The sequence below is a fragment of the Mycobacterium sp. 852013-51886_SCH5428379 genome, assembly GCF_001665575.1.
Classification (GTDB): Bacteria; Actinomycetota; Actinomycetes; order Mycobacteriales; family Mycobacteriaceae; genus Mycobacterium.
This window is the reverse complement of the sequence record NZ_LZSU01000007.1, coordinates 12,829-38,439: the sequence shown is the minus strand read 5'-3', so window position 1 is coordinate 38,439 and position 25,611 is coordinate 12,829. Positions and strand designations below refer to the sequence as shown.

The 25,611-nt window shown below is 68.3% G+C and carries 28 protein-coding genes, 1 tRNA gene and 2 pseudogenes; 12 read left to right on the top strand and 19 right to left on the bottom strand.

Annotated elements, in window-relative coordinates; genetic code table 11:
- The first annotated feature begins 2 nt into the window (after positions 1-2).
- From A5757_RS01310 to A5757_RS01295, 4 genes are all read left to right on the top strand, one after another.
- On the top strand, positions 3-1,715 hold the full coding sequence (locus A5757_RS01310) for a thiamine pyrophosphate-binding protein (RefSeq protein ID WP_066828162.1): 1,713 nt from the start codon (positions 3-5) through the stop codon (positions 1,713-1,715).
- 27 nt (positions 1,716-1,742) lie between these two features.
- The gene (locus A5757_RS01305) at positions 1,743-3,167 is read left to right on the top strand and encodes an aldehyde dehydrogenase family protein (protein WP_066828161.1); all 1,425 of its coding nucleotides are present in this window, start codon (positions 1,743-1,745) and stop codon (positions 3,165-3,167) included.
- Between the two features lie 70 nt (positions 3,168-3,237).
- Positions 3,238-4,011, top strand: a complete 774-nt coding sequence (locus A5757_RS01300; RefSeq protein WP_066828160.1) for a VOC family protein — start codon at positions 3,238-3,240, stop codon at positions 4,009-4,011.
- 18 nt (positions 4,012-4,029) lie between these two features.
- Complete coding sequence (locus tag A5757_RS01295) at positions 4,030-4,755, top strand: 3-keto-5-aminohexanoate cleavage protein (protein WP_066828159.1); 726 nt, start codon at positions 4,030-4,032, stop codon at positions 4,753-4,755.
- Here A5757_RS01295 and A5757_RS01290 read toward each other — a convergent pair.
- A complete protein-coding gene (locus A5757_RS01290) occupies positions 4,745-5,191 on the bottom strand; it encodes a cupin domain-containing protein (protein ID WP_066828158.1) in 447 nt (148 codons plus the stop codon). The genes A5757_RS01295 and A5757_RS01290 overlap by 11 nt on opposite strands.
- Positions 5,192-5,268: 77 nt before the next feature.
- Here A5757_RS01290 and A5757_RS01285 point away from each other — a divergent pair, with 77 nt between their 5' ends.
- A complete protein-coding gene (locus A5757_RS01285) occupies positions 5,269-5,691 on the top strand; it encodes a hypothetical protein (protein ID WP_066828157.1) in 423 nt (140 codons plus the stop codon).
- Positions 5,692-5,742: 51 nt separating this feature from the next.
- Here the strand turns inward: A5757_RS01285 and A5757_RS01280 are convergent, their stop codons facing one another.
- Entirely contained in the window at positions 5,743-6,189 is a 447-nt protein-coding gene (locus A5757_RS01280; protein WP_066828156.1) for an Hsp20/alpha crystallin family protein, read from the bottom strand.
- A 276-nt stretch (positions 6,190-6,465) separates the two neighbouring features.
- On the opposite strand from A5757_RS01280, the gene A5757_RS01275 reads away from it, so the two are divergent.
- Positions 6,466-7,149, top strand: coding sequence for a GAF and ANTAR domain-containing protein (locus A5757_RS01275; RefSeq protein ID WP_066828155.1), 684 nt, complete (start codon positions 6,466-6,468; stop codon positions 7,147-7,149).
- Positions 7,150-7,284: 135 nt separating this feature from the next.
- On the top strand, positions 7,285-7,665 hold the full coding sequence (locus tag A5757_RS01270) for a DUF4189 domain-containing protein (protein WP_156618095.1): 381 nt from the start codon (positions 7,285-7,287) through the stop codon (positions 7,663-7,665).
- Between the two features lie 100 nt (positions 7,666-7,765).
- On the opposite strand, the gene A5757_RS01265 is transcribed toward A5757_RS01270, so the two are convergent.
- From A5757_RS01265 to A5757_RS01255, 3 genes are all read right to left on the bottom strand, one after another.
- Entirely contained in the window at positions 7,766-7,951 is a 186-nt protein-coding gene (locus A5757_RS01265; RefSeq protein WP_156618093.1) for a hypothetical protein, read from the bottom strand.
- Positions 7,952-8,297: 346 nt separating this feature from the next.
- Positions 8,298-8,370, bottom strand: a tRNA-Arg gene (locus A5757_RS01260).
- A gap of 28 nt (positions 8,371-8,398) precedes the next feature.
- Positions 8,399-9,223: an LLM class F420-dependent oxidoreductase gene (locus A5757_RS01255; RefSeq protein ID WP_066828152.1), complete on the bottom strand. Its 825-nt coding sequence runs from the start codon at positions 9,221-9,223 to the stop codon at positions 8,399-8,401.
- 186 nt (positions 9,224-9,409) lie between these two features.
- On the opposite strand from A5757_RS01255, the gene A5757_RS01250 reads away from it, so the two are divergent.
- Positions 9,410-10,525: a glutamate--cysteine ligase gene (locus A5757_RS01250; protein ID WP_066828151.1), complete on the top strand. Its 1,116-nt coding sequence runs from the start codon at positions 9,410-9,412 to the stop codon at positions 10,523-10,525.
- Here the strand turns inward: A5757_RS01250 and A5757_RS01245 are convergent.
- The 14 genes and pseudogenes from A5757_RS01245 to A5757_RS01185 form a co-directional block, all read right to left on the bottom strand.
- Positions 10,508-11,233 carry an anti-sigma factor domain-containing protein gene (locus A5757_RS01245; RefSeq protein ID WP_066828150.1) on the bottom strand — a complete coding sequence of 242 codons (726 nt, stop codon included), beginning with the start codon at positions 11,231-11,233 and terminating at the stop codon, positions 10,508-10,510. The genes A5757_RS01250 and A5757_RS01245 overlap by 18 nt on opposite strands.
- The gene (locus A5757_RS01240) at positions 11,230-11,811 is read right to left on the bottom strand and encodes a sigma-70 family RNA polymerase sigma factor (protein ID WP_066828149.1); all 582 of its coding nucleotides are present in this window, start codon (positions 11,809-11,811) and stop codon (positions 11,230-11,232) included. The genes A5757_RS01245 and A5757_RS01240 overlap by 4 nt, the downstream gene beginning before the upstream one ends.
- A 76-nt stretch (positions 11,812-11,887) precedes the next feature.
- On the bottom strand, positions 11,888-12,655 hold the full coding sequence (locus tag A5757_RS01235; protein ID WP_066828148.1) for a DUF1365 domain-containing protein: 768 nt from the start codon (positions 12,653-12,655) through the stop codon (positions 11,888-11,890).
- A 33-nt stretch (positions 12,656-12,688) separates the two neighbouring features.
- Complete coding sequence (locus A5757_RS01230) at positions 12,689-13,762, bottom strand: poly-gamma-glutamate hydrolase family protein (protein ID WP_066828147.1); 1,074 nt, start codon at positions 13,760-13,762, stop codon at positions 12,689-12,691.
- Positions 13,763-14,989: an Nramp family divalent metal transporter gene (locus A5757_RS01225; RefSeq protein ID WP_066828146.1), complete on the bottom strand. Its 1,227-nt coding sequence runs from the start codon at positions 14,987-14,989 to the stop codon at positions 13,763-13,765.
- Between the two features lie 99 nt (positions 14,990-15,088).
- On the bottom strand, positions 15,089-15,283 hold the full coding sequence (locus tag A5757_RS01220; RefSeq protein ID WP_308195017.1) for a hypothetical protein: 195 nt from the start codon (positions 15,281-15,283) through the stop codon (positions 15,089-15,091).
- A gap of 52 nt (positions 15,284-15,335) precedes the next feature.
- Positions 15,336-15,584: a hypothetical protein gene (locus A5757_RS01215; RefSeq protein WP_369815901.1), complete on the bottom strand. Its 249-nt coding sequence runs from the start codon at positions 15,582-15,584 to the stop codon at positions 15,336-15,338.
- A gap of 4 nt (positions 15,585-15,588) precedes the next feature.
- Positions 15,589-15,873 carry a hypothetical protein gene (locus A5757_RS01210; RefSeq protein WP_066828144.1) on the bottom strand — a complete coding sequence of 95 codons (285 nt, stop codon included), beginning with the start codon at positions 15,871-15,873 and terminating at the stop codon, positions 15,589-15,591.
- Between the two features lie 25 nt (positions 15,874-15,898).
- Positions 15,899-16,978 (bottom strand): diacylglycerol kinase, encoded by a 1,080-nt coding sequence (locus A5757_RS01205; protein ID WP_066828143.1) that lies wholly within the window; start codon positions 16,976-16,978, stop codon positions 15,899-15,901.
- A 9-nt stretch (positions 16,979-16,987) separates the two neighbouring features.
- A complete protein-coding gene (locus A5757_RS01200) occupies positions 16,988-17,779 on the bottom strand; it encodes an SDR family oxidoreductase (RefSeq protein WP_066828142.1) in 792 nt (263 codons plus the stop codon).
- A gap of 118 nt (positions 17,780-17,897) precedes the next feature.
- Positions 17,898-18,011, bottom strand: a pseudogene (locus A5757_RS24005) (hypothetical protein); the annotation flags it as partial.
- Between the two features lie 72 nt (positions 18,012-18,083).
- Positions 18,084-18,869: pseudogene (locus tag A5757_RS01195) on the bottom strand (Ku protein); the annotation flags it as partial.
- Complete coding sequence (locus tag A5757_RS01190; protein WP_066828140.1) at positions 18,869-19,807, bottom strand: carbohydrate kinase; 939 nt, start codon at positions 19,805-19,807, stop codon at positions 18,869-18,871. The gene A5757_RS01190 and the pseudogene A5757_RS01195, both read right to left, overlap by 1 nt.
- A complete protein-coding gene (locus tag A5757_RS01185) occupies positions 19,804-21,231 on the bottom strand; it encodes a mannitol dehydrogenase family protein (RefSeq protein WP_066828139.1) in 1,428 nt (475 codons plus the stop codon). The genes A5757_RS01190 and A5757_RS01185 overlap by 4 nt, the downstream gene beginning before the upstream one ends.
- 127 nt (positions 21,232-21,358) lie before the next feature.
- On the opposite strand from A5757_RS01185, the gene A5757_RS01180 reads away from it, so the two are divergent.
- Genes A5757_RS01180 through A5757_RS01165 form a run of 4 tightly spaced genes read left to right on the top strand, consistent with a single transcriptional unit; the run spans position 21,359 to position 25,611 of the window.
- Positions 21,359-22,378, top strand: coding sequence for a sugar-binding transcriptional regulator (locus A5757_RS01180; RefSeq protein WP_231983849.1), 1,020 nt, complete (start codon positions 21,359-21,361; stop codon positions 22,376-22,378).
- Positions 22,379-22,391: 13 nt separating this feature from the next.
- Positions 22,392-23,762 (top strand): sugar ABC transporter substrate-binding protein, encoded by a 1,371-nt coding sequence (locus tag A5757_RS01175; RefSeq protein WP_066828137.1) that lies wholly within the window; start codon positions 22,392-22,394, stop codon positions 23,760-23,762.
- On the top strand, positions 23,762-24,742 hold the full coding sequence (locus A5757_RS01170; protein WP_066828136.1) for a carbohydrate ABC transporter permease: 981 nt from the start codon (positions 23,762-23,764) through the stop codon (positions 24,740-24,742). The genes A5757_RS01175 and A5757_RS01170 overlap by 1 nt, the downstream gene beginning before the upstream one ends.
- The gene (locus A5757_RS01165; protein WP_066828135.1) at positions 24,742-25,611 is read left to right on the top strand and encodes a carbohydrate ABC transporter permease; all 870 of its coding nucleotides are present in this window, start codon (positions 24,742-24,744) and stop codon (positions 25,609-25,611) included. The genes A5757_RS01170 and A5757_RS01165 overlap by 1 nt, the downstream gene beginning before the upstream one ends.

The following is a 25,611-nucleotide window of genomic DNA, read 5'->3' as shown; positions in this document are numbered from 1 at the left end:
CCATGGGTGTCCCCGTCTACAAGCGCATCCTCGACCTGTTCGAGGCAGAGGGCGTCAACACGCTGTTCGGTATCCCCGACCCGAACTTCGTGCACATGTTCACCGAGGCCGACGCACGCGGCTGGTCCGTCGTCGCCCCGCACCACGAACTCAGCGCCGGCTTCATGGCCGAGGCGGCATCCCGGATGACGGGTGGACCCGGACTGTGCATCGGCACCCTCGGCCCGGGTATGGCGAACATCGCCGGGGCGATCCAGTGCGCACTCGTCGAGAACTCGCCGGTCATCTTCCTCGGCGGTCAGCGGGCCCGGGTCACCGAGCGCCGGGTGCGCCGCGGGCGGATCCAGTTCGTGCAGCAGGAGCCGCTGGTCGCGGCGTCGGTCAAATACAGCAGCTCCATCGAGTACGCCGACCAGACCGACGAGATCATCCACGAGGCGATCCGGCAGGCGATGTCCGGCACGCCGGGGCCGACGTACGTCGAGTTCCCGTCGCACGTCATCCTCGAGGAGTTGGACCTGCCGGAGGTGCTGCCGCCCAACAGGTACCGGCTGGTGAACCAGGGCGCAGGCGAGCGCGAGGTCGCCGAGGCCGTGGCGCTGATCCGCAACGCGGAGCACCCGGTGCTGCTGGTCGGTCACGGGGTGCACACCTCACGCACCCAGGAGCAGGTCAGGGAGCTCGCCGAGCTGATGAACTGCCCGGTCATCCAGACCTCCGGCGGGACGTCGTTCATCCCCGGCCTCGAGGACCGCACGTTCCCGTACCTGTTCTCGCCGGCCGCCAACGAGGCGGTCGAGCAGTCCGACCTGTGCGTGGCGCTGGGCACCGAACTCGGTGAGCCCATGCACTACGGCCGCACCCAGCACTGGGCCGGCAAGAACGACACCCGCAAATGGGTCTACGTCGAACAGGATCCGACGGCCATCGGAGTCAACCGGGCGTTCGATGTGCCACTGGTCGGAGATCTGCGCGGCGTCGTCCCGCAGCTCGTCGCGGCACTGCGGGACACCCCGCGGGCTCCGTCGCCCAATCTCGAGTCGCTGGTCGAATCCGACGCCGCCGAGCTCGCTCGGGTGGCCGAGGAGGCCCCGACCGGACGGTCGCCGATCCACCCGGCCCGCTACGTGGTCGAAGCCACCAAGGCGTTCAAGGAACTCGAGGACGCCATCATGGTGCGCGACGGCGGTGCGACCGTCATCTTCCAGTGGACCTACTCGCAGTCCAAACCGCGGGACGTGATCTGGAATCAGAACTTCGGGCACCTCGGCACCGGCCTGCCCTACGCCGTCGGCGCATCTGTGGCCGAGGGCGGTAAGCGCCCGGTCATGCTGCTGACCAGCGACTCGGCGTTCCTGTTCCACATCGCGGAGCTGGAGACCGCGGCCCGGCTGAACCTGCCGCTGGTGTGCGTGGTCGGCGTCGATCACCAGTGGGGTCTGGAGGTCGGCGTGTACAAGCGCACGTTCGAGCAGCCCTCTCCGCAACCGGGTGTGCATTGGAGCAAAGACGTCCGGATGGACAAGATCGCCGAGGGCTTCGGCTGCCACGGCGAATACGTCGAGAAGGAAGACGAGATCGGCCCGGCGATCGCCCGCGCATATGCGAGCGGCAAGGTCGGGGTGGTGCACGTGTGTATCGATCCGACGGCCAACTCGGAGGAGATGCCCAAATACGACCGGTTCCGCACGTGGTACGCAGAAGGCACCCAGTAGGGCACCGGGATAGGGAAGGCTGAACCCATGCGTGAATACCTGAAGTTCTACATCGACGGCCAGTGGGTCGACCCCGTGCGGCCCAACACCCTCGACGTGGACAATCCGACCACCGAGCAGGCGTCGGGCCGGATCTCCATCGGCTCGGCGGTCGACGTCGACGTGGCCGTGCAGGCGGCCCGCCGCGCGTTCACGAGCTGGTCGCAGAGCAGCCGCGAGGAGCGGCTGGACCTGCTGCAGGCCATCCTCGCCGAATACCAGAAGCGTGTCGACGATCTCGCCGACGCGGTCAGCGAGGAGATGGGCGCGCCGCCGTCGCTGGCGGCCGGCTCACAGGTCAAACTCGGTCTCGGGCATCTGATGACGGCCATCGACGTGCTGAAGAACTATGAGTTCGAAGAGCAGCACGGCTCGACGCTGGTGGTCAAGGAACCGATCGGCGTCTGCGGCCTCATCACGCCGTGGAACTGGCCCATCAACCAGATCGCGGTGAAGGTCTACCCGGCGCTGGCCACCGGTTGCACGATGGTGCTCAAGCCCTCCGAGGTGGCGCCGTACTCGGCGCAGATCTTCACCGAGATCGTCGACGCAGCGGGCGCTCCCGCCGGCGTCTACAACCTCGTCTACGGCGACGGCCCGGGGGTCGGCACCGCGATCTCCAGCCACCCCGACGTCGACATGGTCTCGTTCACCGGGTCCACGCGGGCCGGTGTCGAGGTGGCCCGCAACGCCGCCCCGACGGTCAAGCGGGTGACGCAGGAACTCGGCGGCAAGAGCCCCAACATCGTGTTCGACGACGAGGCCTTCGCCGACAGCGTGACCGCGGGCGTCAAGGTGATGATGGTCAACAGCGGACAGAGCTGCAACGCCCCGTCCCGGATGCTGGTGCCCCGGTCGCGGATGGACGACGCCATCGAAATCGCACGCACGACAGTGGAATCCGTCAAGGTGGGTGATCCCTCCGATCAGACCGCCATCGGTCCGGTCGCCTCCCGGGCACAGTTTGAGAAGATCCAGAAGCTCCTCCAGTCCGGCGTCGACGAGGGCGCGACCGTCGTCATCGGTGGTCCGGGTCGGCCCGAGGGTCTGGAGTCCGGCTACTACGTCAAGCCGACGGTGTTCGCCAACGTCACCAACGACATGACCATCGCGCGCGAGGAGATCTTCGGGCCCGTGCTGTGCATCCTGGCCTACGACGACCTCGACCAGGCCGTCGAGATCGCCAACGACACCGAATACGGTCTCGCGGGCTACGTTTCGGCCGCCGACCTGGACAAGGCGCGCGCGGTGGCCCGCCGGATCCGCGCCGGCTCCGTCGCGATCAACCACGCCTTCGACATGAGCGCACCGTTCGGCGGCTACAAGCGCAGCGGCAACGGCCGGGAGTGGGGTCAGTTCGCGTTCGACGAGTACCTGGAGACCAAGGCGGCACTCGGCTACGCGCCCCAGTAGCGCCGAAATCGATGAGTTTCCGTCGGTGGGGCGGTCGAAATGACGACCGCCCCACCCGAAGGAGACTCCGATGACCGTTCGCTGCTCTGCGCCGCTGGGCGCCCCCACCTGGATCGACCTGGCCACGTCCGACCTCGACCGCGCACAGTCGTTTTTCGCAGCGGTGTTCGGGTGGACGTTCGAGACGTCGGGCCCCGAGTACGGCGGCTATGTCATCGCCGCCAAAGACGGCCACCCGGTGGCCGGCCTGATGCGCAACGATCCGCAGTGGAACGCACCCGACGGCTGGACGACTTATCTGCACACCGCCGACGTGGAGGCCACCGTCGCGGCCGCGTCCGCGGCGGGCGGCACGAGCTGCGGCGGCGTGATGGATATTCCGGAGAAGGGCCGGATGGCGATACTGACCGACCCCGCCGGCGGATTCGTCGGGCTGTGGCAGCCGACGGGGCACCCGGGCTATGAGCTCGTCGGTGCGCACGGCGCCCCGGTCTACCACCAGCTCACCACCCGCGGCTACGGCGCGGCGCTCGACTTCTACCGGCAGGTGTTCGGCTGGCAGATCGACACCGTCTCCGATACCGACGAGTTCCGTTACAGCACAGCCGTGTTCGAGGGAGAGGCGCTGCTCGGGGTGATGGACGGCAGCCACTACCTCGCCGAAGGCCAGCCGTCGGACTGGAGCGTCTTCCTCGGATCCGACGACGTCGACAAGACTGTCGACTTGATCGTCGAGCACGGCGGCACCGTGGTGCGGGCCGCGGAGGACACGCCCTACGGCCGGCTCGCGGCGGTAGCCGACCCGACGGGCGCCCGATTCAACCTGTCCTCCCTGGAGGCCTGACACACGTGAAGATGGGGTATGCCGAACCCCATGATCTACGTGAAGGCGTGCATCAACGGTGCGCGCACACCCGATGCCCATCCCCGTCTTCCGGTCACCCCGGAGCAACTGGCGGAGGCGGCGGTCGCCTCGCATCAGGCGGGAGCGAAGGCCGTGCACATGCACCCCAAGTCCGCCGACGGCGTCGACTCGCTGCTGCCCGACGACGTCGCCGCTGCGGTGTCGGCCGTCCGGCACGCCGCACCCGGACTGCCGCTCGGCGTCACCACCGGGTTCTGGGCACTGCCCGACGCCGACAAGCGCAGACAGGCCGTCGAGGCGTGGGAGGTGCTGCCCGACTTCGCGTCGCTGAACTGGCACGAGCCGGGTTCCCCGGAGCTGGCGGAGGTGCTGCTCGGTAAGGGTCTCGGCGTCGAGGTCGGGATCTTCCACGCCGAGGCCGCCGCATCGTGGGCGGCCAGTGACCTTGCCCAGCACTGCATGCGGGTGATGATCGAGCTACAGCCCGACGCGGACACCGAACTCGCCGACCGCCTGCTCGACCAGGTGCAGGCGGTCGGATCGCCTGCGCCGGTCCTGCTGCACGGACTCGACGAGAGCTTCTGGCCGCTGTTGAGGCACGCCGGCGCGCGCGGCGTGCAGACCAGGGTCGGGCTGGAGGACACGTTGCTGCTGCCCGACGGTTCGGTGGCTCCGGACAATGCGGCACTGGTGTCCGCGGCGGTCGATCTGCTCAGTCGATAGCGGCGCCCAGCTCGAAGTCGGCGAAGTCGAAGCCGGGCACCACAACACAGCTCACCAGCGTGGGCTCGTCGTCGCGGGGCCGGGCGCGCTGCCAGTGCCGGGCGGGGACGACCAACTGCGGATGTTCGCCGGCGTCGATGTCGCCACCGAGCAGATGCGTTGTCGCCGAATCGTGTTCGGGCCCCATCTCGAGCAGCAGCGGACTGCCGCGGTGATACAGCCAGACTTCGGCGCTGCGCACGGTGTGCCAGGCCGACTGTTGGCCCGGCATCAGCAGGAACAGGATTGCGGTGCCCGCGCTGCGCGGTCCGGTGTAGTCCGGCGGTAGCGCCGACTGGGTGACCGTGAGCTCGCTGCGCCAGGTCTCGCGATACCAGCCCCCCTCGGGGTGCGGCGACAGGTCGAGTTGACGGGCCCAGCCCGGGAGTTCACTCACGCGGCACCACCTTGGGTCGACGGAAGCCCCCAGCGTAGTGCGGTGGCGCGGCGGATTGCGCGCGATAGGCTCCGAGCATGCTGCGTCCCGGGTGGGTGATCGCCGTGTGTGCGGCCGCGCTGGCGGTCAGCGCATGGCTGCCGTGGCTGGTCACCAGCGCGCAGGGCGGGGGGCGCGCGAACGCGATCGGCGGCGCGGTGGGCAGCATTGTGCTCGCCCCGCGGTTCGGTGCGGGTCAGCTGATCGTGCTGCTGGCGTCGGCGCTGCTGATCGCCGGCGCGATGAGCGCCCGCGGGCTGTCGGTGCGGACGGCTTCGGCTGCGGCCCTTGCCCTCTCGGCGCTGATCGCCGGACTGACCGTGTGGTACTACCGGGTGAACGTCAAAGAGCCGGTGACGGCCGACTACGGGCTGTACATCGCGGGGGCGCTCGCCGTCGTCGCGGTGCTGTGCTCGGTATGGGCGCTGGTGACCGCGCTGTCCGGACGCGCGACCCGCTGACGCGGCGAGGCCGCGGACGGATGGGAATCCGCCCGCGGCCCCGAGTCCGGCTCAGCCGGCGTCGACGGTGGGGTTGATGGACTTCTGGCCGCCGCCGTGGGCGACATCGATGCGTCGGGGCTTGGCCCGTTCGGCCATCGGGATCGTTACGGTCAGCACGCCGTTCTCATAGGTCGCCGTGATGGCGGAGGAGTCGATGCCTTCGCCGAGGGAGAGTTGGCGACGGTAGGTGCCGAAGAACCGCTCGTTGGCCAGCCACTGCACGGCGTCCTCGGAGCGGGCGGTGCGGTGGGCGGAGATCGTCAGGGTGCCGTTGTCGACATTCACGTCTACCGAGCCCGGATCGACGCCCGGGAGATCTGCGGTGAGCAGGTAGTGGTCGTCGATTTTGCAGAGGTCCATCGGCATGAACCGGGGGGTACGGGTCGATCCGCTCTGGTTGGTCGTGAGAGCACGAGTCCAGGCGTCGAGATCGCTGAAGGGGTCGAAGCGAAGCACAGCAATGCACCTCCTCGTCGTTCCGGAGCCCGCCACCCTGGCGGGCGACCAATCACTGTGCAACACCGAGATTAGCACTCGACACCGGAGAGTGCCAGATTTCGTTGGGCCGATCCGCGGGCAGGAGGGCGGTCTCACCGGCTCGTGTCTGAACCGGCGAGACCTCGGCCAGAGTGGTGGTCGACCGCCACGCTCGCCTGCACCCGAGCATGCCCCTGTCTGGACATCACAAACGTTCGCGTGTGCACGAGTGTCACATCGGGAAGACTGCGGTCTATGACCCAGTCGCATCAGCACGACTTGGCCCTGCGAATGGCCGAACTGGCGCGCAGCGTTGCCGCGCCCCGGTCTCTCGAAGCGGTCCTGGCCGGCGTCACGTCGGCGGCCAAGGAACTCATCCCCGGCGTCGACGCCGCGGGCATCCTCCTGATCGGCAAAGGGGGCAGTTTCGAGTCGCTGGCGGAGGTGACAGAGCTACCGCACCTTCTCGACGAGTTGCAGATGAAGTTCGAGGAGGGGCCGTGCGTGCAGGCGGCCCTCGACGACATCGTGGTGCGCACCGACGATTTTCGAGACGAGCCGCGGTGGCCGCGGTACTCGCCGGCGTGCGTGGAGATGGGCGTGCTCAGCGGACTGTCGTTCAAGCTGTACACCGCCGACCGGACGGCCGGTGCGCTCAATCTGTTCGGCTTCCAGCCCCGCGTCTGGGACACCGAGGCCGAGACGATCGGCATGGTGCTGGCCGCACATGCGGCGGCGGCGGTGTTGGCGAGTCGTCAGGGCGCCCAGCTCGAGTCGGCGCTGTCGACCCGCGACCGCATCGGCCAGGCCAAGGGCATCATCATGGAGCGCTACAAGGTCGACGACGTGCAGGCCTTCGAGATGATGCGGCGGCTGTCGCAGGACAGCAACACCCGGCTGGTCGACATCGCGCAGCAGGTGATCGACACGCGCGGCTGACGGTCGACGCGTTGAGAATGCACACAGATCGCCGTACCGAGCCGGATCGCGATCTCACTGCAAAGTGAACGCGAACGCGTAACGCTTCGGTCGCCGGGCTGCCCGTGCATGCCCAGGCCCAATACCCTCCGCACTATGCGAGTGGCTCTCCGGCGTGTGCTTGCGGTCTCGCTGCTGGCCGCCGGCCTGACCGGCGGTGCGGCCGTCGCGGCGCCGACCGCCGGCGCGCTGGGATGGGGTGCGATCGCGGTCTCGGTGAACACCGGCAAGGTGGGCTACGCGAAGGGCTTCAACTCGGCCCTCGAAGCCGAGCGGGCGGCCATCGGCCTGTGCAATGCGCGCGACTGCCGCACCGTGGTGAACTTCACCAAGAGCTGCGGCGTCGTCGCGCAGGCGCCCAACGCGGCCTGGGCGTCGGGCGTGGACCGGGACATCGCCGGTGCCCAACGGATGGCGTTGATGTCGTGCAGTCGACACGGCCCGGGCTGCCGCGTCGTCGGCGGGGCGTGTAGCTGAGCGCGGCGACTCAAAAAAGCCGAGCGACTAGGTGATTGCTTGCCGCTCAGTCGACATGTGACTGAAGATCGCCGCGCAGTCGCTACCCGACAGCCGGGCCTCACGGGTGGCCTGCGATCACCAGGGCCATACCTGCGCAGCAGGCCAACGCCGCCAAGGACGCGGCTGTGGTCCAGCTGACCGTATTGACCGTGGCGCGCTGGACAGCCCAGGTTGCCGCGACGTAGCCCAGCGTCGAGACGGCCGCGCTGGCCACGAACACCAGGACCGCGACCACCAGTGTCATCAGGGAGCCGCCGCCGTTCATACCGGCCGCTCCCCGGTGCGGTGGATCAGCGCCACCTCGAGCGGGTGTGGCCCTTCAGGCATGCCGGGGTGCTGAGCCGCGTCATGGGCTGTCACGGGGCGGCTGGTTGGTGTGCTGAGTAGTGGCATGGCAGCCCCCAGGGATTGATATTGATCCGAACCGCCGTTCGAATCCCCCGGCCTGATCTGAAGGTACGCCCAGGTCAGAGATCATTTCAAGGGTCAGAATCGGCTGCCGCCGGGGTGCAACCGAGCCGGAACGTGCTCATTGTCGCGCGGCGCTACTGCGTTGGGGTGAACGGGCTTCTACCTGCAAAAACGCGTTGTGCCCCCGGCAGGATTCGAACCTGCGACACCGGCTTTAGGAGAGCCGTGCTCTATCCCCTGAGCTACGGGGGCGACGCGAGGAGCTTACCGCCCGGCACGGTCAGCGCAGCTGCGCGATGACCTTCGCGAACGGCTCGGCGTGCGGCGCCTGCACGATGATGTAGCTGATCCCGTAGTGGTCCCGGTAATGCCGCAGCCGGTCGGCCATGTCCCGCGTCGACCCCGACAGCACGCCCGGGTGTCGCAGCAGCTGCTCGTCGGTCAGATGCGGCAGGAATTGGCGCGGGATGGTCAGATCGGGCTGCCCGCTGTCGTCGATCGGCATCGCGGTGATCGCCACGTTCAACTCCAGCTGGCCGAACCGCTCGCCGGCGGCGTCACGGACGAACGCGATCCGGTCGGCCAACGGATCGCTGTCGCCCTCGGGCGCCCGGTCGCCACCCGTCAAACCGATGATGTCGGCGTATCGCGCGGCCACCGTCAGCAAGCGGTCGCCGTTACCGGCGATCAACAGCGGCACGTCGGGCACATTCGTGCGCAGATACTCCGTCACGTGCTGCAGATACTCGACGCGCTGCCGCGCCGTCGGGAACGGGATCTCGGCGGCCTCGAACTCCCGGCGGACGTACCCCGCGCCCAACCCGAGCTCCAGGCGGCCGCCCGACAGCTCCCGCAACGCCGCGACATCCCGGGCCAGCAGCGCCGGCTTGTAGAACCCGGCGTTGAGCACGAACGTGCCCAGCCGCAGCCTCGTCGTCGCGGTGGCGACGGCCGTCAGCACGGGGAAGGGCGCCGGTGCGCCGAGATGGTCGGGCACATGCAGTACGTCGAACCCGAGCTTCTCGGCTTGTCGCGCCGCGTTCTGCACCGCCACCAGCGATGTCGCGGAATGCAGGCCGATGCCGAAGCGGAAGTCGCCGATCACCAAGCGATCCTAAGCAGTTTCTCAGTAAAACGGGTTTGATCGCGTGTCGACAGGGGCACTAATGCTCCGCACACTTCGCGGCGCCGCGGAGGACAACCACACAGACCAACCACCAGATCCGGCCCGTCGTGAGTACGTCCGACGGGCCGGATCAATGCTTCAGGGAAGGATCCCGGCGGCGACGACATGGCCACCCACCCTACGATCGGCGTCGAAGAGGAATTCCTCCTCGTCGATCCCGGCACCGGCGAACCCGTCGCGCTCAACCGCGCGGTGGCCGACCACGCCGCCACCGACGGGGTGCAGCTCCAGCTCGAACTGACCAGTTGCCAGGTCGAGACGGCGACTGCGGTGTCTAGCAACCTCGCCGAGATCCGGGACGACCTCGTGCGGTTACGCACCGTCGCGGCCCGGGCGGCCGAGGCCAGCGGCGCCCGCCTGCTGGCGGTCGCGGTGCCGCCCGCGGTGCCCCACGACTTCCCGATCACCGACAACCCGCGCTACCACCAGATCGCCGAACGGTTCGGCATGGTCGCCAGCGAGCAGGGGGTGTGCGGGGCACACGTCCACGTCGCCATGCCGACACGGGAGGCCGCCATCCGCGTCAGCAACCGCCTGCGCCCGTGGCTGCCGCTGCTGCTGGCCGTCACCGCGAACTCCGCGATCTACCGCAGCGCCGACAGCGGTTATGCCAGTTGGCGCCACATGCTGTGGGCGCGGTGGCCGAGCGCCGGCCCGCCCCCGCACTTCGAATCCGCCGACGAGTACGACGCGGTGGTGGCGATGATGCAGCGCTCGGGCGCGATGCTCGACGACGGCATGATCTACTGGGACGTCCGGCCGTCGGCCGCCTTCCCGACGATCGAGGTGCGCGTCGCCGATGTGCCCGCCACCATCGCCGACACCGTGCTGTTCACCGCGCTGGTGCGCGGGACCGTGATGACGCTGCTGGACGACGAGCGCAGCCGGGCCGGGCTGCCGCACCTCTCGCCGCTCGCCCTGCGGGCGGCCTACTGGCGATCAGCGCGCGACGGCCTCGACGGGATGGCCGTCGACCTCTTCGAGTCCCACGCACCGGTCCCGGCCCGGGAACTGCTCGACCGGCTGGTCGAGCACATCACTCCCGCGCTGACCGCGGTCGGCGACACCGAACTGGTTCGCGACGAACTGGCCCGCCTCGACGCGCAGGGCAACGGTGCGATACGCCAGCAGGCGTCCTGGCGCCGGCGCCACGAGGTGCTCGACGTGATCGAGGACGCCGCCGCCGCGACGCTCGCGGGAACGTCAGGCCAGGGAGAGTGACGCGATGACCGGTGAGGTGGGCCGTGGCGAACCGCCGGGTGGTTCCACGGTGAACGCCAGCTGCTGCGAGGAGTCGATGCGCTGCAGCACCGCGGTGGTCGACGGCGAGACCGCCTCGTCGTCCATCGTTCCGGCCGACTGCGGACCGTCGGCGCCGACCAGCCACATCTGGTACACCGTGCCGGGTTCTGGCGGCGGGACGTCGTTCATCACCAGCACGCCGGCGTCGCGCTCCTTGGAGTACACCACCGTCGCGGTGCCCCCGGCGATGGGAGTGGACACGGTCTGCACGTCGGGCGCGGCGAACACCTGCTCAGCGGTTGAGGGTGGGGTGTCCGGGCGGAGCGCGAGCCCCACTCCCAGTGCGGCGCCGCCCACCGCGACAACCGCGGCGGCGGCCAGCGCTGTGCGCTGCCACCGGGACGGTGCACGCGGTTCGCGGCGCGGACGGAGCTCGCGCACGGGGTCCGCCGTGATCGCGGCGAGCAGGTTCTCCCGCAGCTGCGGGGGCGGCTCGGCTGCGGTCGACGCCGACAGCACCGCCATTGTCTCCTGCACGCTGCGCACCTCGCGGGCGAAGGCCTCGGCCAGATCCCGCGGGGCGGCGGCCAGCAGCCGGTCGATCTCGTCTGCTTCCGCGCCCGGGATCGCGTCGAGCGCGAACGGTGTCGCGAGGTCGAGCAGATCGGAGTTCGTCGGTTCGGTCATGAGATTCCCAGGCAGTTCCGTAAGCCGCGGATGCCGTCGCGCATCCGCGATTTGATCGTCGCGAGGTTCGCCGCGAGGCGCTCGGAAACCTGGACGTAGGTCAGACCCTCGTAGTAGGCCAGCTGGATCGCCTCGCGCTGGACGTCGGTCAGCGAATCCAGGCAGTCGACCACACGGCGCTGCTCGTCGAGCAGGAGCACCGAGTCGGCGACGTGATCGATGGCCGGGTCGACCGTCAGGGCGCCGTAGCGCGATTCGCGGTCCGAGGCGGCCTGTTCGCTGCGCACGCGGTCGACTGCGCGGCGGTGCGCGAGGGTCATCAGCCACGCCATCGGCGACCCCGACGTGGGGTCGTATCCGGCTGCGGACCGCCAGACCTGCAGGTAGACCTCTTGCGTGGTCTCCTCGCTGTATCCCGGGTCCCGCAACACCCGGGTGACCAAGCCGTACACGCGCGCACGGGTCGCGTCGTAGAACGCGGCAAAGGCATCGACGTCGCGCTCACCGACCCGACGCAGGAGATCGTCGAGATGGCTGGTCACGAGCGGTAGCCTAACCGCAGGTAGTAGTGCAGTCACAACTATGGCCATCCTGGCGTTTTGCCCGCGAAACGGGCTGCGCAGCAACGGGCTTCGGTGGGCGGCGCCTCACGCTTCACGCTTGCGCCACCTGCCGGGTGTCGACCGGCAGGCGCTCGGCCGCTCGACGCGGCGCCACCGGGACACGCCGCATCCGCAGGATCGCCGCCTGAATACGCATGCTCATCGCCGTCGTCCACGGCGCCAGCGGAGCGGTGAACTGCAACCGCAGCAACTGCCCTGCGGTAGCCGGACGCCGGCTGCCGCGCAGGGTCGTGACGACCGCGGGCTGGTCGCTGCGGTGCAGCGACACCGTCATGTCCAGCCGGTCCTCCGGGCGTGGGGCGCGCACCAGGTAGTAACCGTCGACGCCGGTGAAACTGGAGGTGTAGAGCTGTTTGTGCACCATCGTCGGGGTGGGCCCGCAGGGTGGAAGCAGATACGCGTGCCGCTCGCCGGCGGGGTTGTGCACCTCGGCGATGACGTGGCGCAGCACGCCCTTGGCGTCATGGCACCAGTACAGACTCACCGGGTTGTACACGTAGCCGAGCACGCGGGCCTGAAGCAGGGCGGTGACACGCCCGCCGCCGAGGTCGATGCCGCGCCGGGCCAGGAACGCGTCGACGCGGTCCCGCAGGGTGTCGTCGGCCGCCCCGTCGAAGTGGTCGGTCGCCTCGAACCGTGCGAACGGCGCGAGCCAACCCGGCAGGCGGGGCAGGTCGTCGACGTCGACGTACCAGCTGTAGCTGTTGTGTTCGAAATAGTGATGCACCGGTGCCCGACGTAGGTGTGTGACACGGGTCCGGTAGATCGCCGGTGTCTGTTCCCTCTCCACACTCTCCATTCGGAGCCGTGGCCCGGATGGATGGCCGGAACGTCAGGACTGCCGATCCCAGGTCCGGGCGGCGGCCACCAGGCCGTGGACCAGCGCCGAGGTGGCGGGGGAGAGGCCGTCATCGCCCGGCAGCGGGCTGCGCGGACTCAGGCCGCGGACCCGCGACGGGAGTTCGAGTTGCGCACCGCCGGCCCTGACCCGGTTGACCGGGTTGTCGGGATGCAACCCGCGCAGTTCGCGGGGGATCGCGTCGAGATCGGTGATCACGCGGTAGCCGGGGATGTCGATGTGTGCGGCCAGATGCGCGGCCAGGACGCGATGTCGTCCGCCGGCCAGCAGCTCGGTGCTGCGCCCCACGCGGCCGTAACCGTGCAGCGACACCGCAACGTCGACGTGGTCGAGGAACTCGGTGAGGCGGGCCGACTCGTCGGCCAGGTAGCGCGCCGACGGCAGATGGTGGGGATAGCCGTCGGGGTGACGGACGACGTACAGTGACGCCGCCGCGGCGTCGGCGGCGCGAGTCGCGATCTCGCCGGTCATCTGTTCAAGCCCGCCGCCGTGGATGGCCAGGAAGCCGAACCGGGATCGCAGAGTGCAGTGCTCCACCACCGCCGGATCGGCGAGCAACTCCGAAAGCGACTGGGGCGCAGCGGTGTCCGCTAGGTGACCGCGTTGCGGCCAGTGCGTCGGGTCCCACCGGCGGAGAAACTCGATCCAGCGGTGCGGCAGGTCGTGATGCAGGGCGCCGTCGATGACGCGTTCGAGATAGCCCGGCCGCGGCGGTCCCGCCTCCACGCGGTGGTCGATGTACACCCACGCAGGGGCCGGCCCGTCGTCGGTCTGCACGGTGAGCCGGTCGCGGCGATAGCGGACGGGGACGCCCTCAGCGCTGTCGAGAGTGGCCAGATCGCGGTCCGACACCTGCCACAGCACGCCGTGCACCTGCGCGCCGTCGACGGGTTCGACGGTGGCGACGCCGCGCTCGTTGATCAGCCAGTCGTGGTCGGCCAGCGTTGCGCGCCGGGGTTCGGCGGCCTCGGGGCAGCGCTGCGCCACCTGCCGCACGCACAGGTTGGACCCGTACGCGAAGTAGGCATGCCGGACGGACCGGGGCATTCAGCCCATCACGGTCAGATAGATCAGCACCACGTTCAGCAGGATAATCAACGCGGCGACCACCCAACCCAATGCGCTGGTCAGGCGATGGTTCACATCCCCACCCATCAGGGTGCGATTGCTGGTGAGCCGGATCAGCGGGATCAGCGCGAACGGGATGCCGAACGACAGCACCACCTGCGAGAGCACCAGCGCCCGACTCGGATCGACCCCGATGGCGAGGATGACCAGCGCCGGGATCAGCGTGATGAGCCGACGCAACAGCAGCGGATACGAGCGCCGCAGCAGGCCGCCCATGATCATGGCGCCGGCGTACGCGCCCACCGATGTCGATGCCAACCCGGAGGCCAGCAGTCCGATGGCGAAGAACAACGCGACCGTCGGCCCCAGCGTCTGCTGCACCGCGGCGTGCGCACCCTCGATCGAATCGGTGTTCTCCATACCCTGCAGATTCGTCGCAGCCACCAGCAGCATCGCCATGTTGACCGCGCCGGCGACCAACATCGCCAGCGCGACGTCGTAGCGCGTCGCCTTCAGCAACCGGCGCCGCTGCGGACCGGCGTCCGGGTGGCCGTGCCGGTCGCGGGCGAGCCCGGAGTGCAGGTACACCGCATGCGGCATGACGGTCGCGCCGAGCATCGCTGCGGCCAGCAGCACGCTCTCCGCGCCGTCGAATCTCGGCACCAATCCGTCGGCCACGTCGGCCGCCGACGGCGGTGCGACGAACAGACTGGCGAGGAATCCGATGGCGATGACCAGCAGCAGGCCGGTGATGACGCGCTCGAACACGTTCTGGCCCCGGCGGTTCTGAACGGCGAGCAGCCCCATCGACACCGCGCCGGTGATGACACCGCCCAGCAGCAGGGGTAGGTCGAACAATAGGTACAGCGCGATCGCCCCGCCGACGATCTCGGCGAGATCGGTGGCCATGGCGACCAGTTCGGCCTGCAGCCAGTACGCGATGCGGGTCCTGGTGCGGGTGTTGTCGGCCACGGCCTCGGGGAGCGATTGGCCGGTGACCAGGCCCAGTTTGGCCGAAAGGTACTGCACCAGACCGGCCATGATGTTGGCCAGCACGATCACCCAGACAAGCAGAAAGCCGAACTGCGCGCCTGCGCTGACGTTGGCGGCGACATTGCCCGGGTCGACGTAGGCGATCGCGGCGACGAACGCGGGGCCGAACAGCAGCCACGTCGGCCGCTGACGGGTCTCGGCAGGTGGCAGCACGCGGCCTCCTCAGTTGTCCGGCTGGTCGAATCGAAAAGTGAGGGTAGCCGAAACCTCGGAGGCGTAACGCAGCGGCACCCCGGGAACGCCGAGGATCTGTCAGATTCCGATGAAAAGCCCGCCGAGGCCGTAGCCGTAGAACGGGAAGCCGAAGTTTCCGTAGTTCATCGGCGGGGGTGAGGTGACGATCTGGGTGCTGCCGCCCGTTTCACAGACAGTCGTGGTGGGCGAGGTGTTGACGCAGTTCGGAGTGGCCGTGGCAACCGGCGCACTCAGTAGGGCGGCGACTCCCACGGCCACTGACAGTGGTCCGAGGGAGCGCGCCCGAATCCGCATGGCGGATTTCCTACCAGGGTCCGATCATCAGCGCGGGGCCGTAGTACAGGTCGCCGTACGGGTACAGGTACGACGCCCCCGGGACCGCGCCCGGGGAGGTGGTGATCTGTGCGTTGCCCGGGCTCTGGCACACGGTGGTCGAACCGCCGAAGGCGGTCTGGCCGGTGTTGACGCAGTTGGGCTGCGCGGCCGCCGTCGGTGCGAAGAGCATCGCGCCGGCAGCGACGAGTGGCGCGATGACGCCGAAGGTCTTGAGCACCGCGTCAGCCCCAATCCACCACGGTGCCGGCACCGTAGAAGCTGTCGAAGCCCGGGTACAGGTATGTGGACTGATTGTGGAGCTGGCTCGGCTGGGTGGCGAACTGGGTGTCCCAGGGCGGGCACGTCTGCGTCTGCTCACCGAGCGCGTTCGGCGGCGCGTTGAGGCAGGGCTTGTTCGGGTCCGGCGGCGTGTTCGGGTTCGCGATGGCGGTCGGAGCGGCGGCGATCGCAGCGGCTGCGCCCGCGGCTGCAGCGAGAGGAACGAGGAAGCGCAGAGTAGTACGCATAGGCAGTCCTTCTATCGGCTTACAGCTATTGTCCAGCAGCGTACAGCCCTTTACCAGTTATGAGAGGTAAAGCGAGTGTGGTCGTGATGCCGGGCGGGGCCGCGACGACTGCGGGGATCGCGTTGACGATTCGCGCGGCGGTGGCGACCAGTCCGGCGCGGTTGTGATCCCCGTTGGGGCTGCTCTGGCACAGGTCCAACGAGTAGGTCGGTTCGCCGGTGATCTCGATGCGGTAGGACCCGCCCTCCTGCGCCGGTTGCGGCCAATCCGGGCAGAGGTCTTCCCGCAGGCGCGTCACGTGTTCGAGCACCACGGCGACGTTGCCGTCGACGACACCGCGCACCTCGAAACGCAGCGCCGCCGCAGTGCCTTTGGCGATGGGGCCCGACGCGATCTCGAAGTCCTCGGGTGCGGGCTCGCGAACGAAGGTCTCGGTCACCTCGTCGAGTTCGATGCCCAGACCCGCGGCGAGCTGGCGCACCACCGAACCCCACGCCAGGCTGAGCACGCCCGGCTGCAGCAGCATCGGCAGGTCATCGAGCGGCTTGCCGAAGCCCATGACGTCGAACATGACCGTCGGGCTGTCGTAGGTGGCGTAATCGATGATCTCCATGCAGCGGATCTGCTGAATACTCTGGCAGGTGCCCGCAAGGGCAAGCGGCAGAAGGTCGTTGGCGAAGCCAGGGTCGATGCCGCCGACGAACAGCGTCGAGCCGCCGGTGCGCGTTGCTTCCTCGATCGGGGTGATGAGTTCTGTGGGCAGCACCTGCCAGGGGTACTGGAGGAACACCGGACCGCTGCCGACGACATTGATCCCGGCGGCCAGGATGCGGCGGTAGTCCTCGAGCGCCTCGGGCAACCGGTTGTCGGCCATCGCCGTATAGACGACACAGTCCGGTTGGGTCGCGAGCAGCGCATCGAGGTCGTTGGTCGCCAGGACGCCGGTCTTGTCCGGCAGGCCGGCGAGATCGGCGGCATCGGTGCCCGCCTTGGCCTCCGACGACACCCACACGCCGGTGAGCTCGTACTGCGGTTCGGTGATGAGCTGGGTCAGCGCATGTCCGCCGACGTTGCCGGTGCCGATGTGTGCGACGCGGATCGCCATGGATGTCCTCTACAGGTCGGGGATGGGGAGGTCGAGGTTGGGGAACGTGAGGCCGCCGTCGACCTCAAGGGTCTTACCCGTCAGGTAGTCGGCGGCCGGTGACGCGAGATAGACGGCGGCGGCGGCGATGTCGGCCGGATCGCCGAGGCGGCGCATCGGGGTCACCTTCTCCATGGGCTCGCGCAGTTCGTCGTTGCTCGCGACGATGTCGAGGGCTGAGGTGAGGATCGACCCGGGGGCGATCGCGTTGACGCGGACGCGCGGGGCGAGGTCGAGTGCCGAGAGGCGGGTGTAGTGGGCCAGCGCGGCCTTCGCGGTGCCGTAGGCCGCGAAACCCCGACCTGACAACCGCGCCATCGTCGAGGTGATGTTGACGATGCTGCCGCCGCCGGAGTGTTCGAGCATGAGCGGGACGGCGGCGGTCGTCAGCGCATGTGCGGTGGCCACGTTGAAGGTGAAGGCGTCGCGCATGTCCTTGGTCGACGTGCCGAGCAGGGCGTTGGGCATGGTTCCGCCGACGTTGTTGACGACGATGTCTAGTTTCCCGAACGCTTCAACCGCCGCAGCGGCCAGCTCCGCCGTCGCCTCGGGGCGGGCCAGGTCGGCGGCGATGACGTGGGCGCGTCGGCCGGTGCTGCGGATCTGTTCGGCGACCTCGTCGAGCTGCCCTTGTGTACGGGCCGCGATCAGCACATCTGCACCGGCTTCGGCGTAGGCGACCGCGATCGCGGCGCCCAATCCGCGGCCCGCGCCGGTGACCACGGCGACACGGTCGTCGAGCCGGAATCTGTCCAGGATCATGGGTTCCCTTTCCCTCGCGGGCGTCACGCTAGCAAGGCGCGGGCCGCGGCGAGGGCGGTTTCTGGAACAGGTTCTAGTTACGTAACCGGTGGACGCGGTCCGCTCAGGACTTCTTCGCGGCCGCCTTCTTGGCGGTCTTCTTTGCCGGGGCCTTCTTGGCGGCAGTCTTCTTCGCGGGGGCCTTCTTGGCGGCGGTCTTCTTGGCCGGGGTCTTCTTGGCCGGCTTGTCGTCGTCGTCCGAGTCGTCGTCGTCCGAGTCGTCGTCCTCGGAGTCGTCGTCCGCGGACGACTTCCCGCCGGACCGGCGCGCCTTGACACTCGCCTCGAGCTTGGCCAGAAGGTCCGACACGTCCTCGGTTTCGTCGAGTTCGGTCGGCTGCTCCTCGACGGCGAACGCCTCGCCACCCTCGAGTTTGGCCTGCACCAGCTCCTGCAGCTGATCCTGGTAGTCGTCGTGGTAGCGGTCGGGGTTGAAGTCGTCGGTCATCGACTCGACGACCTGACCGGCCATCTTCAGCTCGGCCGGTTTGATCTCGACTTCCTTGTCGAGCACGGGGAAGTCGGGATCGCGCACCTCGTCGGGCCACAGCAGCGTGTGGATCACCATCACGTCGCGCTTGCTGAAGTCCTTGACCCGCAACGCCGCCAACCGGGTCTTATTGCGCAGCGCGAAGTGCACGATCGCTACGCGATCGGTCTCGGCGAGCGTCTTGGCAAGCAGCACATAGGATTTCGACGACTTGCCGTCGGGTTCCAGGAAGTAGCTCTTGTCGTACATCAGCGGGTCGAGGTCGCTGGCCGGCACGAACTCGAGCACCTCGATCTCCCGGCTGCGTTCCTCGGGCAGCGTCGCGATGTCCTCGTCGGTGATGATGACCGACTGTCCGTCGTCGGATTCGAAAGCCTTGGCGATGTCGCGGTACTCCACCACCTCGCCGCAGACCTCGCACGTCCGCTTGTAGCGGATCCGGCCGTGGTCCTTGGCGTGCACCTGGTGGAACTTGATGTCATGGTCTTCGGTGGCGCTGTAGACCTTGACCGGCACGTTCACAAGGCCGAAGGCGATCGAGCCCTTCCAGATGGACCGCATCAGCCCAGTATGGCCGATGTCCGCGCCGCATCGCGGGTAGCGCGGTCCGGCAGGTCGGCCCCGGCCTTGGCCACCGTCAGCGCGGAGTTCAGCGCGGCGGTCTGCAGCATCACATGCAGCGCGTCCAATCCGATACCGCGCAGAGCGCCGCGCTGCGGTGCGCCGAGCAGGCCGAGGGTCCAGAGCGCGTCGATCACGCCGGCCATGAATGCGTCGCCCGCGCCGACGGTGTCCACGACGTCGACCGCCGGCGCGGCCACGCGGGCCGATCCCGCCGCGCACATGGCGAACGCGCCCTGATCGCCGAGGGTCACCGCGACGACCGACGGTCCGAGTTCCAGCCAGGTGCGGGCCGTCTGCTTCGGTGACCGCTCGGGGTCGATCCAGCGGAGGTCCTCGTCGCTGACCTTGACGACGTCGCAGCGTTCGACGAGCCGCTCGATCCGGGTGCGCGCCGCCTGCGGGTCGTCGATTAGCGCGGGCCGCACGTTCGGGTCGAACGTCACGGTCGCCGACGGCCGATAGGTGTCGACGAGCGCTGCGGTCGCCAGGCAACCGGGTTCGAGCACTGTCGCGATCGACCCGGTGTGCACGACGAGCGGAGGCGTGACCTCCGGCGTCCCCGAGAGCTGCCAGTCGATGTCGAATTCGTACTGCGCTGAACCGGCCGCGTCCAGCGTCGCCCGCGCCGTCGGGGTGCGCGCGGCGCCGGTGCTGCCCCGGACCAGGTCGACGCCGGAGGAGGCGAGGTGGTCGGTGATGCGGCGGCCGCGGTCGTCGTCGCCGATGTGGGTGAGGAAGTCGACGCCCCGGCCCAACCGGCCCAGGCCGACCGCCACGTTGAGCGGGCTGCCGCCGACGTGTTCGCCCGTCACCTCACCGTCGCGAACGACGATGTCGATCAACGCCTCACCGATGACCAGCGCCCGGTCGGTCATGACGTGCGCTCCCGGTCCAGCAGCGCCTCCAGGGTGGCCCGGGCGCCGTCACGATGTAGGGCGGTGAGGACGTTGACATAGGTGGTGACGAACCGTTCGTCGTCGACGAGATCGCCGAACACCGAACGGTTCTCGATGAAGGCGGTGGGGTTCTCCCGCTGGCGGCGGGCCAGTGGGACGAGAGTGTCGGCCAGCTGATCCTGGACATCGATCGGTTCGCCGTCCTCGTCGACGCCCTCCGCGTAGCGCGCCCAGCTGGCGACGACGGCGGTCGACAGCCGGATCGGCGCACCGGTGCGGAGGTTCTCCCGGATGACCGGTAGCAGCCACTTCGGGATGCGATCAGAGGACCCGTAGCAGAGCCGCGCAATCGTGTCGCGCACACCGGGATTGGCGAACCGCTCGAGGAGCGTGCGTTTGTAGTCGTCGAGGTCGATGCCCGGCACCGGCTTGAGCGTCGGACCGGCCTCGAGATCCATGTAGCGACGCAGGAGTTCTGCGAAGAGCGGATCGCCGGCGGCGTCGTGCACCAACCGGTATCCCGCGAGGTAGGCGAAATAGCACAGCGCCTGATGGCTGGCGTTGAGCAGCCGCAGCTTCATCAGCTCGTACGGGGTGACATCGTCGACCAGCAGCACCCCGACTTCCTCAAAGGCGGGCCGGCCGTCGCCGAAATCGTCTTCCAGCACCCAGGAGGTGAACGGTTCGGCGACCACCGGCCAGGCGTCCTCGATCCCGAAATCCGCGCGCACGCTCGCGGTGACCTCCGGCGTCGTGACGGGTGTGATGCGGTCGACCATCGAGTTGGGGAACCGGGTGTTGGCGGTGATCCACTCGGCAAGTTCGGGATCCGTGCGCTCGGCGAACGCGGTGAACGCCGCGCGGGCCACCTCTCCGTTTCCTTCGATGTTGTCGCAGGAGACGATGGTCGGCGAGGGCACCCCCCGGTCGCGGCGGCGGCCCAGCGCGGCGGTCACCAGTCCGAACACGCTGCCGGCGTCGTCCTCGAGCGAGGCGACGTCATACCCGCCCTCGGTGATCGTCAGGGTGACGATGCGGGTGGTCGGCGCGGCGAGCAATTCGATCACGCCATCCCGATCGTCCGAGGCGAACCGGTAGTCCACGATCGAACCGATGATCCGCGCCTCCCGGGTGCCATCGGGGTTCTCCAGGATGAGGGTGTACAGCCCGTCCTGTTCGGCTAGGACGTCGGCCATCTTGCGGTCTCCAGGCAGTACGCCGATCCCGCAGATACCCCACTCGGGGGCGTCGCCCTGCTGCAGTAGGCGGTCGACGTACATGGCCTGGTGCGCGCGGTGGAACCCGCCGACACCGAAATGCACGATGCCAACCGTGATTTCGTCTCGCGGGTAGGTGGGTTTGGCGACGTCGAATCGTCCGAGGGTTTCGGCGTTGAGCTTCATGCGGCCTGCACACCTTCGTCGAAGCGCGGAAACCGGAGTGTTGTCTGCGTCACACCCCCATGCTAGCGTGATGAGCATCTACACGCACCCGTGAGCATATGCTCACGGTGGAGAGAGGAGTGTCCGGGTGGCGTCAGCTCCCGCATCGGTGGTGAACGGCCAGCCGGCTGCGCGCGCTCCGGAGGATCTGCGGCTGGCGCTGCGGGCGGCGACCCTCTACTACCTGGACGGCCTGACCCAGGCGCAGATCGCGGCGCGGTTGGGTGTCAGCCGACCGACCGCGGGCCGGCTTGTGGCCCGCGCCAAGGCCAGGGGGCTGGTGCGCATCGACGTCGTGGTGCCGCCAGATCTGCGCGACGACCTGCACGCCGACGAGGAGCGCGAGCTCGAAGCCCGGTTCGGACTGACCGAGGTGGTGGTGGCCGGGCACGGTGCCGACGTCGGCGCGCCGGGCCGGCCGTCGGCGTTCGCCAGCGTCGGGCGCGCGGCCGCCGCGCTGCTCTTGCGCAGGCTCGCTCCCGACGACGTCCTCGGATTCACCTGGGGGCCCGAGCAGGTGGCGGTCGCGACGGCGATGTCCCCCGGGGTGGCCACCTGTCGCGCGGTGGTCCAGCTCGACGGCGCGATGTCGAGTGCGGCCTATCAAACCGGTGTGGAGTTGATCCTGGGCCGGTGCGCGGACCTGCTGCACGCCGAGACGATCCGGCTGCCGGCCCCGTTGTACGCCGACCCCAGCACGGTGGCGTCGATGCGCAGCGATTCGGTGATCTCGCGGACGCTCGAAGCGGGTAGGCGCGCCGACGTGATGATGTTCGGGGTGGGCGCCGTGTCGACGTCCACCACGCTGTTCGAGGGCAGCTATCTCGACTCCCGCATGCTCGACGAGCAGATCGCCGCCGGCGCGGTGGGTGAGATCGGCGGCCGCTTCTTCGATGCCGAGGGCAAACCCGTCGACACCGAACTGCAGCAGCGCGCGGTCTCGGTGCCGCTCGAAGATGTCCGGGAGTGCGGCAAATCGCTGCTGATCTCAAGCGGCGCCGGTAAACACCACGCGACGCTCGCCGCGCTGCGCGGCGGGCTGGCCAAACTGCTCGTCTGCGACATCGACTGTGCCCGTTGGTTGCTGGCCCGCTCCCAAGAGTTGTGAAGGAAGGTTCCCCGTGAAGACTCGACGACGAGTGCTCCACCGGTTGGCGGCATGTACGGCCGCGGCCGCACTGGCGTTCACCGCTGGCTGCTCCGGCGCAGGCAGCCTCGGCGCCTCGGACAATCAGGTCACGATCGCGTTGGTGTCCAACTCACAGATGACCGACGCCCAGCAGCTGTCGAGCGAGTTCGAGCGGGAAAACCCCGGCACCAAGCTCAAGTTCATCACGCTGTCGGAGAATCAGGCCCGCGCCAAGATCACGATGTCCGCGGCGATGGGCGGCAGCGAATTCGACGTCGCCATGATCAGCAATTTCGAGACGCCGCAGTGGGCCAGGGACGGCTGGCTGGTGAACCTCTCGGAGTACATGGCGGACACACCCGGCTACGACGAAGGGGATTTCATCTCGTCGCTGCGCGAATCGCTGTCCTACGAGGGCGACATGTACGCGGTGCCCTTCTATGGCGAATCGTCGTTCCTGATGTACCGCAAGGACCTGTTCGAGGCGGCCGGTATCACCGTCGACCAGAGCCCGGACTACCAGCCGACGTGGCCGGAGGTCGCGCAGTGGGCGGAGCAGCTCAAGACCGACGACCGCGCCGGGATCTGTCTGCGCGGAAAGCCCGGATGGGGTGAGGTGCTCGCTCCGTTGGACACGGTGATCAACACCTTCGGCGGACGCTGGTTCGACGAACAGTGGAACGCGCAGCTCAACAGCCCCGAGGTGAAGGAGGCCGTCAACTTCTACGTCGACACGGTCAAGAACTTCGGCGAACTCGGCGCCGCCTCGACAGGTTTCCAGGAGTGCGCCAACCTGTTCGGCCAAGGCCAGACCGCGATGTGGTACGACGCGACGTCGGCGGTCTCGGTGCTCGAGGATCCCCAGGAGTATCCGGAACTGGTGGGCAAGATCGGCTATCTGCCGGCCCCGATCGTCGAGAAGCCGAATTCCGGATGGCTCTACACCTGGGCCCTCGGCATCCCGAAGGGGGCCAAGAACCCCGACGGCGCATGGAAGTTCATCTCCTGGATGACCAGCAAGGACTACATGAAGCTGGTGGGCGAGAAGCTGGGCTGGGCCCGCGTCCCACCGGGCAGCCGGGTGTCGACCTACACCGAACTGCCTGAATACGAGGCGATCTCACAGTCGTACGGGCCGCTCACACTGCGGTCGATCGAGAACGCCACGCCGAACCAGCCGACCGTGGAACCGGTGCCCTACACCGGGATCCAGTTCGTCGGCATCCCGGAGTTCCAGGACCTCGGGACGCGGGTGAGCCAGCAGATCAGCGCGGCGATCGCCGGACAGAAGTCGGTGGACGAGGCGCTCGATCAGGCGCAGGAATACGCCGAGGTCGTCGGCCGGACCTACCAGGAGAAGTGATGACCGTTACCTCCGAAACCGCATCCGAGGCCGACGCCTCCGAACAGGCGGTGGCCGAACGGGTCCGGAAGATCAAGGCGGCTCAGGGCGCCGGGGTGAGCCGGGCCGAGGGCTGGCGGCGGCGTGGACCGCTGTTGCCGGCGCTGATCTTCATGATTCTCGTCACGCAGATCCCGTTCCTGTTCACGCTCTACTATTCGACGCTGTCGTGGAACCTGGTCCGTCCCGGATCACGTCAGTTCGTCGGATTCCAGAACTACGTCGCCGTCGTCAAGGACAGCCAATTCTGGTCGGTGGCGTTCAACACCGTCGTCCTCATCGTCGGCGTGGTGCTGATCTCGGCGTTCCTGGGCCTGATGCTGGCACTGCTGCTCGACCGGGCGTTCCTCGGGCGCGGCATCGTCCGGACCCTGCTCATCACACCGTTCCTCGTCACACCCGTTGCGGCGGCGCTGATCTGGAAGACGACCATCCTCGATCCGAACAACGGCATCCTCAACTGGCTGCTGTCGTTGGTCGGTGTCGGCAAGGTGGACTGGATCGGCCAGTTCCCGCTGACGATGGTGATGGTCGAACTGATCTGGCAGTGGACTCCGTTCATGATGCTTCTGATCCTCGCCGGCCTCCAGTCGATGCCTCGCGACATCCTGGAGGCCGGTCGAGTCGACGGTGCGGGCGCCCTCCAGCTCTTCCGCGAGCTGACGCTGCCCCACCTTCGGCGCTTCATCGAGCTGGGCGTCGTGCTCGGCGCGATCTATCTGATGAACACTTTCGACGCCATCTACATGATGACCCAGGGTGGGCCCGGCATCGCGAGTGCGAATCTGCCGTTCTACATCTACCAGCGCGCGTTCCTCGGCTTCGACATGGGCCAGGCGGCGGCCATGGGCGTCGTGGTGGTGATCTTCACGATCGTCATCGCCAACTTCGCGCTGCGGCTGATCTTCAAATCGTTCACCGGAAAGGAAGAGGCGGCCTGATGACTACCACAGTCGAGAAGGATTCGGCGACAACCGAACCCGCCGTCAAGTCGAAGAAGAAGAGCCGCAAGTTCAGTCCGTGGGGCGTGGTGGCCTGGCTGGTTGCGCTCGGGTTCTTCTTCCCGGTGTTCTGGATGGTGCTGACCGCCTTCAAGCAGGAGGGCGACGCCGCGACCAGCCCGCCGACACTGTTCTTCACCCCGACCCTCGACCAGTTCACGGCGGTGTTCGATCAGGCCATCGGCCCGGCGATGCTGAATTCGCTGTTCGCGACCGGTCTTTCGACGGTGATCGTGTTGCTTCTCGGCGTGCCCGCGGCATTCGCGCTGTCGCTGCGGCCGGTACGCAAGACCCAGGACGCGCTGTTCTTCTTCATGAGCACCAAGATGCTGCCCATCGTGGCCGTCATCCTGCCGCTGTACGTGATCGTGTCGAACATCGGCCTGCTGGACAATATCTGGGCGCTGGTCATCCTCTACACCGCGATGAATCTGCCGATCGCGGTGTGGATGATGCGGTCGTTCTTCCTCGAAGTGCCCGCTGAACTGCTGGAGGCGGCCAGCCTCGACGGCGCCAGCCTGTGGCGATCCGTGCGTGAGGTGATCCTGCCGCTGGTGTCACCCGGTATCGCGGCCACCGCGCTGATCTGCGTGATCTTCGCGTGGAACGAATTCTTCTTTGCGGTGAACCTCACCGCGGTGAACGCCCAGACCATGCCCGTCTACCTCGTCGGTTTCATCGCGGGCGAGGGGCAGTACTGGGCCGTCCTGTCGGCGGCCGCGACCATGGCCGCACTGCCCGTCATCATCTGCGGGTGGTTGGCGCAGAACAAGCTGGTGCGCGGACTCTCGTTCGGCGCGATCAAGTAA

Coding starts and splice junctions, on each gene's coding strand:
- A5757_RS01310 (WP_066828162.1), top strand. CDS start 3: ATGGGTGTCCCCGTCTACAAGCGCATCCTCGACCTGTTCGAGGCAGAG.
- A5757_RS01305 (WP_066828161.1), top strand. CDS start 1,743: ATGCGTGAATACCTGAAGTTCTACATCGACGGCCAGTGGGTCGACCCC.
- A5757_RS01300 (WP_066828160.1), top strand. CDS start 3,238: ATGACCGTTCGCTGCTCTGCGCCGCTGGGCGCCCCCACCTGGATCGAC.
- A5757_RS01295 (WP_066828159.1), top strand. CDS start 4,030: ATGCCGAACCCCATGATCTACGTGAAGGCGTGCATCAACGGTGCGCGC.
- A5757_RS01285 (WP_066828157.1), top strand. CDS start 5,269: ATGCTGCGTCCCGGGTGGGTGATCGCCGTGTGTGCGGCCGCGCTGGCG.
- A5757_RS01275 (WP_066828155.1), top strand. CDS start 6,466: ATGACCCAGTCGCATCAGCACGACTTGGCCCTGCGAATGGCCGAACTG.
- A5757_RS01270 (WP_156618095.1), top strand. CDS start 7,285: ATGCGAGTGGCTCTCCGGCGTGTGCTTGCGGTCTCGCTGCTGGCCGCC.
- A5757_RS01265 (WP_156618093.1), bottom strand. CDS start 7,951: ATGACACTGGTGGTCGCGGTCCTGGTGTTCGTGGCCAGCGCGGCCGTC.
- A5757_RS01250 (WP_066828151.1), top strand. CDS start 9,410: ATGGCCACCCACCCTACGATCGGCGTCGAAGAGGAATTCCTCCTCGTC.
- A5757_RS01245 (WP_066828150.1), bottom strand. CDS start 11,233: ATGACCGAACCGACGAACTCCGATCTGCTCGACCTCGCGACACCGTTC.
- A5757_RS01235 (WP_066828148.1), bottom strand. CDS start 12,655: ATGGAGAGTGTGGAGAGGGAACAGACACCGGCGATCTACCGGACCCGT.
- A5757_RS01230 (WP_066828147.1), bottom strand. CDS start 13,762: ATGCCCCGGTCCGTCCGGCATGCCTACTTCGCGTACGGGTCCAACCTG.
- A5757_RS01210 (WP_066828144.1), bottom strand. CDS start 15,873: ATGCGTACTACTCTGCGCTTCCTCGTTCCTCTCGCTGCAGCCGCGGGC.
- A5757_RS01205 (WP_066828143.1), bottom strand. CDS start 16,978: ATGGCGATCCGCGTCGCACACATCGGCACCGGCAACGTCGGCGGACAT.
- A5757_RS01200 (WP_066828142.1), bottom strand. CDS start 17,779: ATGATCCTGGACAGATTCCGGCTCGACGACCGTGTCGCCGTGGTCACC.
- A5757_RS01190 (WP_066828140.1), bottom strand. CDS start 19,807: ATGACCGACCGGGCGCTGGTCATCGGTGAGGCGTTGATCGACATCGTC.
- A5757_RS01185 (WP_066828139.1), bottom strand. CDS start 21,231: ATGAAGCTCAACGCCGAAACCCTCGGACGATTCGACGTCGCCAAACCC.
- A5757_RS01170 (WP_066828136.1), top strand. CDS start 23,762: ATGACCGTTACCTCCGAAACCGCATCCGAGGCCGACGCCTCCGAACAG.
- A5757_RS01165 (WP_066828135.1), top strand. CDS start 24,742: ATGACTACCACAGTCGAGAAGGATTCGGCGACAACCGAACCCGCCGTC.